Source organism: Microcystis sp. M165S2 (assembly GCF_020245885.1).
Classification (GTDB): Bacteria; Cyanobacteriota; Cyanobacteriia; order Cyanobacteriales; family Microcystaceae; genus Microcystis.
In genome coordinates this window covers 1-2,749 of the sequence record NZ_JADBTZ010000008.1, presented here as the reverse complement: position 1 = coordinate 2,749, position 2,749 = coordinate 1, and the positions used below count along the sequence as shown (strand labels likewise).

Genomic DNA, 2,749 nt, shown 5'->3' with positions numbered 1-2,749 from the left:
TGTCAGTCTGTAGAGCGACCATAAGACCAGAACAGAGTAAATCTGTTAAGGCAGGTGCGGAACCCCGCAAGGGAAAGAAGCAGAAACCTAAATCGTGAGGTTTGGGAATCACCGTCCGTTTACGGCGGTGAGGATGTCAACATAGCCGTCAGCCGTCAGCTAAAATATTACTATTCTTGGCCCTTGTTCGGGGAATAGCAGAGGCGGCATCAGACAGGCAACAAGGAGGGACGAGAAACCCACGCCAAGGACGATTTTAAGCCAGACGGACATCCTTAAACGCCCCTAGGTATTCTAGTAATTGCTGATGAGCCGGGTTATGTAGTGGGTAGAGATGATCGTAACAGATGGTGATAAGGGCTTGCAGATCGTCCAATAAATCCTCATCTGTAATGGATTCATGGAGTTGATTGAGGAGAATGACTTGGATTTTGAAGAGACGGCACAAACCCAAAATAAAATCATGACAAAAGCGACTAACAGTTTCCGCATGGGTTAAAACTAGAGATTTCACCTCACCGTGACAAATCATCTCCACTAGACGCATAAAACTAGGGCGATTGTAGCTGACTCCGTTGCCGATATCGGTGAGAATTTCAAAGGGTTGACCCTGTTGATGACAAAAGTCTTCTAACGCTTTTATCTGGATGTCTAATTGGGGTTTTTGTTCAGGTCGATTAACACGAGCATAGCCAATAATCAATGGGTTTGCTTGACCAGATTGTAAGAGATCTTCCGGTCGAAATCGGCGATGGCCGCCGCGGGTACGAATTGGGGCAATTTTACCCTGTTGTTCCCAGCGCCGGAGGGTTTTAATGCTAACTCCGAGTAAATCGGAGGCTTCTCGAATAGTGATGAGGTTATTCATGTATATGACTCGGTTTTAAATTAAAGAAATTTATCGAGAGAGAATCGTCCAACTTTAGAGAGTCAGTTGTCCACTTTTATACTGCCATTACCCTACGCTGGTAACTATAGATGATTTAGGAAAATTACTCATACCTCTTTAGATACAGATATTAAACGGGATTTTTGGTCTTTCTAAAACCTGAGTTTGTCCGGGGGTTTTGGGGTATGTCAACTCGTTAGGGAGTTGATTGCTATCGAACTCCAGTTTTGACAGTCAAAACTGTTAAGTTTTATATATGTCCCTCTCTTGATTAAGTTTTGTAACAAATTGAGAGATTTTTTTTTTAAGTAGAGCCTGTTTATTTGTCCAACTTTCACCAAAAAGCTTGGGTATATTTGTCAATTTTTGGGTAGTTATGTTCAAGAAAAACTGCTATAAATTGGACAAAAAATAGATAAATATTGCTGGAAAATTTTTTCTAAAACACTTGATTTTTTTTGAAAAATTTTGCTATAGTTCTGTCAAGTCAAACAAAAAGTTATCAGCGAGCTTAACACTTGCTTAACTTCTTTTGATGGCTATAGTACACACAATTAACGCTGGATAATTCAGTTATGATGACAACCAACAAATTAACCAAAATTTTTGCTTCTGGCTCTCTAGCCATCGGGGTTCTCGCTGGCTCGGTGCTTACCGCTACCAGTGCGAGTGCCGCGATGTTAAGTTGGGCGGACTGGACGGGCGGAACTGCTCTTATTGAGGGGGACAAAAAAGTTACGTACGTCTCGCACAATGGGAGTGGGTTCGAGGCTGGGGATGATGTTGCGCTGACCGAGATGGGTGGTCATCATTATTTCACATACGATGCTCTGACACAGGGTTCCACTAATCCTAATATGAATTCTGGGTCTTTCACATATACAATCGAGGTCATTGGCTCCAACAAGTCTATTATCGGGGTTGACCTGGATTCAGACGTATCATCCAACTACGGGACTGTAACCGAGACATTTGCTGAGATACCTAATACCTTAGTTTCAGTTAACGGCTCACCGGTCCCTCCTAGCGGTTTCATCCCTATCACCCCCAAGAAACTGTTGACCGTCACAAATACCCTTGCCGCTAATCCCAATGAAGGTCTATTCCAATTGCAAAATTCTTTCCATCAATCCGTTCCCGAACCGGGTACTATCCTCGGACTTCTGGCAGTGGGTGGTTTAGGATTGGTTTCCCGCTTCAAGAAACAAAAATAACAGTTACCAATGTCTCGTACACATTGATAACTGTGACGTTGAACAAGAATAGCTAAAGGTTAGATGCCCTGTTTGGTTTTCTAGCTTTTAGCTTTTTCTTTAAGCGTTGATTCTAACACAGCCCGGCACATAATTTTTGTTTTTAATCAACGGGTCGTTTGATCCCCCCTGTCCCCCTTGATAAGGGTGGTGCCGATAGGCGGGTGGCTCCCCCCTAAATCCCCCTTTTCAAGGGGGACTTGAATCGTTCTGAAAAATTGGCTCTTCGGTTTGTCTTATGCAACATACAGGATTATAAGAGATGAAACCCTTATAGAGAGAGACATTGCTGAGATTTTTGTCAATTGTTTTCGATCTAGAGCGAACTAATAAATTAAATCTCTTGCCAGATAAGGATTTAGTCGATTTATGACACCCTACCGAACCATACCAAGTAACGAAGAACCGTTTTTAATAACCAGATTTATAGCGGTTCTCACACCTGTGTGGCACAGTTAAACCTTTGCTAATTAGGGTCTGCTGAAAAAGTTATTGAAAAGCACAGGTCTCTTAATCAATGATTTCACTTAGCTACAAGCATAAGCTTTAGTTGTTGATTAGCTTCTAAGCTATAACTTATTATAATCATTGACCGAGAAAAAGTGCG

General features: G+C 42.1%; 2 protein-coding genes. One reads left to right on the top strand and one right to left on the bottom strand.

Annotated elements, in window-relative coordinates:
* Positions 1–256: 256 nt before the first annotated feature.
* On the bottom strand, positions 257–868 hold the full coding sequence (locus tag IM479_RS00345) for an IS607 family transposase (protein ID WP_287685205.1): 612 nt from the start codon (positions 866–868) through the stop codon (positions 257–259).
* 596 nt (positions 869–1,464) lie between these two features.
* Here IM479_RS00345 and IM479_RS00340 point away from each other — a divergent pair.
* Positions 1,465–2,103, top strand: a complete 639-nt coding sequence (locus IM479_RS00340) for a PEP-CTERM sorting domain-containing protein (RefSeq protein WP_287685204.1) — start codon at positions 1,465–1,467, stop codon at positions 2,101–2,103.
* Positions 2,104–2,749: the final 646 nt, after the last annotated feature.